This is a genomic window from Saccharopolyspora endophytica (assembly GCF_018070075.1).
Taxonomy (GTDB): Bacteria; Actinomycetota; Actinomycetes; order Mycobacteriales; family Pseudonocardiaceae; genus Saccharopolyspora; species Saccharopolyspora endophytica.
In genome coordinates, this window is sequence record NZ_JAGPXE010000030.1 from 1 (window position 1) to 5,259 (window position 5,259).

Below are 5,259 nucleotides of genomic sequence, written 5' to 3' on the forward strand. Positions count from 1 at the left end.
TAAGGATTGTGTCGGCGGTGTCTTACTCTCCCACACCCTAGCGAGTGCAGTACCATCAGCGCTGGGGAGCTTAGCTACCGGGTTCGGAATGGGACCGGGCGGACCCTCCCCGCCATCGCCACCGACAACCCTGAACCCCACCCATACAAGGGCGGGAAAACCAAGGGTGCCAATACACGTTGACACATATTCAGATATCAACAACAACCGTGGGTTGTTGTCTCAGATATCGTATAGTGGGTGCGTAACATCTTCGTGAGCAAGTCCTCGGCCTATCAGCACCGGTCAGCTCCACACATTACTGTGCTTCCACATCCGGCCTGTCAACCCGGTCATCTACCGGGGGCCTTAACCCACAAAGGGGTGGGAGACCTCATCTAGGAACAGGCTTCCCGCTTAGATGCTTTCAGCGGTTATCCCTCCCGAACATAGCCAACCAGCCGTGCCCTTGGCAGAACAACTGGCACACCAGAGGTTCGTCCGTCCCGGTCCTCTCGTACTAGGGACAGCCTTCCGCAAGTCTCCTACGCGCGCGGCGGATAGGGACCGAACTGTCTCACGACGTTCTAAACCCAGCTCGCGTGCCGCTTTAATGGGCGAACAGCCCAACCCTTGGGACCAACTCCAGCCCCAGGATGCGACGAGCCGACATCGAGGTGCCAAACCATGCCGTCGATATGGACTCTTGGGCAAGATCAGCCTGTTATCCCCGGGGTACCTTTTATCCGTTGAGCGACACCGCTTCCACCAGCCAGTGCCGGATCACTAGTCCCTGCTTTCGCACCTGCTCGACCCGTCAGTCTCACAGTCAAGCTCCCTTATACACTTACACTCAACACCTGATTGCCAACCAGGCTGAGGGAACCTTTGGGCGCCTCCGTTACTCTTTAGGAGGCAACCGCCCCAGTTAAACTACCCACCAGGCACTGTCCCCGATCCGGATCACGGACCCGAGTTAGATGCCCGGAACGACCAGAGTGGTATTTCACCAACGACTCCACACCCACTAGCGTGAATGCTTCACAGTCTCCCACCTATCCTACACAAGCCGAACCAAACACCAATACCAAGCTATAGTAAAGGTCCCGGGGTCTTTCCGTCCTGCCGCGCGAAACGAGCATCTTTACTCGTACTGCAATTTCACCGGGCCTGTGGTCGAGACAGCGGAGAAGTCGTTACGCCATTCGTGCAGGTCGGAACTTACCCGACAAGGAATTTCGCTACCTTAGGATGGTTATAGTTACCACCGCCGTTTACTGGCGCTTAAATTCTCCGCTACACCCCAAAGGGCTTTACGGGTCCTCTTAACGTTCCAGCACCGGGCAGGCGTCAGTCCATATACATCGCCTTACAGCTTCGCATGGACCTGTGTTTTTAGTAAACAGTCGCTTCTCCCTGGCCTCTGCGACCACCACCAGCTCCCACCGAAAAAGTGTTCACCAGCAGTGGCCCCCCTTCTCCCAAAGTTACGGGGGCAATTTGCCGAATTCCTTAACCACAGTTCACCCGACCGCCTCGGTATTCTCTACCTGACCACCTGTGTCGGTTTCGGGTACGGGCCGTGCACACACTCGCTAGAGGCTTTTCTCGGCAGCATGGGATCACTCACTTCACCACAACGGCTACGCATCACCCCTCACCCACATGGCGTGCGGATTTACCTACACACCGGGCTACAGGCTTACACCAGTACAACCACTCACTGGCAGAGCTACCCTCCTGCGTCACCCCATCACTTGACTACTATCCCTTCGGGTCCCATGCAGTCCCCAGCCACGTCCGAAGACACAGCCAGCTTCCGGATGGTTAGCATCAGAAACCTCATCATGGGCGCATATGCACGGGTACGGGAATATCAACCCGTTATCCATCGACTACGCCTGTCGGCCTCGCCTTAGGCCCCGACTCACCCTGGGCGGACGAACCTTCCCCAGGAACCCTTGGTCATCCGGCGGAAGAGATTCTCACTCTTCACTCGCTACTCATGCCTGCATTCTCACTCCCACACAATCCACACCACGCTTACGCGGACGCTTCACCTCGTGCAGGACGCTCCCCTACCCAACCCAACAAAAGTTGAATTGGCATGGCTTCGGCGGTGCGCTTCAGCCCCGCTACATTGTCGGCGCAGGACCACTTGACCAGTGAGCTATTACGCACTCTTTCAAGGATGGCTGCTTCTAAGCCAACCTCCTGGTTGTCTAAGCGATCCCACATCCTTTCCCACTAAGCGCACACTTGGGGGCCTTAGCCGATGCTCTGGGCTGTTTCCCTCTCGACGACGAAGCTTCTCCCCCGCCGTCTCACTGCCACACTCAACTCAGGCGTATTCGGAGTTTGGCTGATCTCAGTAACCCGTGAAGGCCCATCAACCAACCAGTGCTCTACCCCACCCAAGCAACATATGACGCTGCACCTAAATGCATTTCGGGGAGAACCAGCTATCACGGAGTTTGATTGGCCTTTCACCCCTACCCACAGCTCATCCCCCAGGTTTTCAACCCTGGTGGGTTCGGGCCTCCACACGGTCTTACCCGCGCTTCACCCTGGCCATGGGTAGATCACTCCGCTTCGGGTCTACACCACGCGACTCCAACGCCCTATTCAGACTCGCTTTCGCTCCGGCTACCCCCAACGGGTTAACCTCGCCACGCAGCAGTAACTCGCAGGCTCATTCTTCAAAAGGCACGCCATCACAGTTGCTAAGACTGCTCTGACGGATTGCAGGCACATGGTTTCAGGAACTATTTCACTCCCCTCCCGGGGTACTTTTCACCATTCCCTCACGGTACTATCCACTATCGGTCACCAGGAAGTATTTAGGCTTAGCGAGTGGTCCCGCCAGATTCACAGCACCCTCCACGAAAGCGCTGCTACTCGGGAACACCACCACACACCGGCCACGCATTTTCGTCTACCGGACTCTCACCGTCTCTGGTCAGGTTTCCCAACCTGTTCAACTAACACGCAACCCAATGCTGAGAGGTCAGTAGCCCTCTCCAACGATGTCCCACAACCCCGCACACGCAACCCCTACCAGGTATCCCACGCGCACGGTTTAGCCTCTTCCGCTTTCGCTCGCCACTACTCACGGAATCACCAGTGTTTTCTCTTCCTACGGGTACTAAGATGTTTCACTTCCCCGCGTTCCCCCTCATACCCTATATATTCAGGCATGAGTAACCCGACATCACTCGGGCTGGGTTTCCCCATTCGGACACCCTCGGATCACAGCTCGTTTGACAACTCCCCGAGGACTATCGCGGCCTACCACGTCCTTCATCGGCCCCTGGTACCAAGGCATCCACCATGTGCCCTAAAAAACTTGGCCACAAAGATGCTCGCACCCACTATACAATTCTCAAACAACAACCCGAGAAACAACCACACACCCAACCGGGCATGTGGCGTGTCCTCTCAGATACCCAACAGTGAACTGTTCTGTGAAGCGTTAGCGTGTTCCACAATCCATCGAGCACCCAGACAATGTCACGTGCGGACATTCAATCCGGGAAACTCCCGGCACGATGACCGGGGTTTATATTGCTCCTTAGAAAGGAGGTGATCCAGCCGCACCTTCCGGTACGGCTACCTTGTTACGACTTCGTCCCAATCGCCAGTCCCACCTTCGACCACTCCCTCCCAAAGGGTTAGGCCATGGGCTTCGGGTGTTACCGACTTTCATGACGTGACGGGCGGTGTGTACAAGGCCCGGGAACGTATTCACCGCAGCAATGCTGATCTGCGATTACTAGCGACTCCGACTTCACGGGGTCGAGTTGCAGACCCCGATCCGAACTGAGACCGGCTTTAAGGGATTCGCTCCACCTCACGGCATCGCAACCCTCTGTACCAGCCATTGTAGCATGTGTGAAGCCCTGGGCATAAGGGGCATGATGACTTGACGTCATCCCCACCTTCCTCCGAGTTGACCCCGGCAGTCCCCTACGAGTCCCCGGCATAACCCGCTGGCAACATAGGGCAAGGGTTGCGCTCGTTGCGGGACTTAACCCAACATCTCACGACACGAGCTGACGACAGCCATGCACCACCTGTACACCAACCACAAGGGAAACCGTATCTCTACGGCTGTCTAGTGCATGTCAAACCCAGGTAAGGTTCTTCGCGTTGCATCGAATTAATCCACATGCTCCGCCGCTTGTGCGGGCCCCCGTCAATTCCTTTGAGTTTTAGCCTTGCGGCCGTACTCCCCAGGCGGGGCGCTTAATGCGTTAGCTACGGCACGGAAACGGTGGAACCCATCCCCACACCTAGCGCCCAACGTTTACGGCATGGACTACCAGGGTATCTAATCCTGTTCGCTCCCCATGCTTTCGCTCCTCAGCGTCAGTATCGGCCCAGAGACCCGCCTTCGCCACCGGTGTTCCTCCTGATATCTGCGCATTTCACCGCTACACCAGGAATTCCAGTCTCCCCTGCCGAACTCAAGTCTGCCCGTATCGACCGCACGCCCACAGTTAAGCTGCAGGTTTTCACGGCCGACGCGACAAACCGCCTACGAGCTCTTTACGCCCAATAAATCCGGACAACGCTCGCACCCTACGTATTACCGCGGCTGCTGGCACGTAGTTAGCCGGTGCTTCTTCTACAGGTACCGTCACCCGAAAGCTTCGTCCCTGTCGAAAGAGGTTTACAACCCGAAGGCCGTCATCCCCCACGCGGCGTTGCTGCGTCAGGCTTTCGCCCATTGCGCAAGATTCCCCACTGCTGCCTCCCGTAGGAGTCTGGGCCGTGTCTCAGTCCCAGTGTGGCCGGTCACCCTCTCAGGCCGGCTACCCGTCGTCGCCTTGGTAGGCCACTACCCCACCAACAAGCTGATAGGCCGCGGGTTCATCCTGCACCGCCGGAACTTTCCACACACAGGAGATGCCTCCGTGTGTCATATCCGGTATTAGACCTCGTTTCCAAGGCTTATCCCAGAGTGCAGGGCAGATTACCCACGTGTTACTCACCCGTTCGCCACTAATCCACCACCGAAGCGGCTTCATCGTTCGACTTGCATGTGTTAAGCACGCCGCCAGCGTTCGTCCTGAGCCAGGATCAAACTCTCCAACAATGCTTTGTTGAAACAATCCCAGCACACACTCAACAACCCAAAGGTCGGAGCGTGATACTCAAAGAAACCACCAACCACCAACACGATCACTCGCATCACTGGTCAGGGGCATAAAAGAACACTAACCAAAACAGTCCACTGTTGAGTTCTCAAAGAACACACCCACACCATCGCCACAACCC

At 56.5% G+C, this 5,259-nt stretch carries 3 rRNA genes; all 3 read right to left on the minus strand.

The annotated features are described in order from the left end of the window. Window positions 1-9: 9 nt before the first annotated feature. Window positions 10-126 (minus strand): 5S ribosomal RNA (gene rrf, locus KBO27_RS33305). Between the two features lie 129 nt (window positions 127-255). Then, a 23S ribosomal RNA gene (locus tag KBO27_RS33310) occupies window positions 256-3,331 on the minus strand. 223 nt (window positions 3,332-3,554) lie between these two features. Beyond that, window positions 3,555-5,077, minus strand: a 16S ribosomal RNA gene (locus KBO27_RS33315). Together the 16S, 23S and 5S rRNA genes form the textbook arrangement of a ribosomal RNA operon. Window positions 5,078-5,259 lie beyond the last annotated feature (182 nt).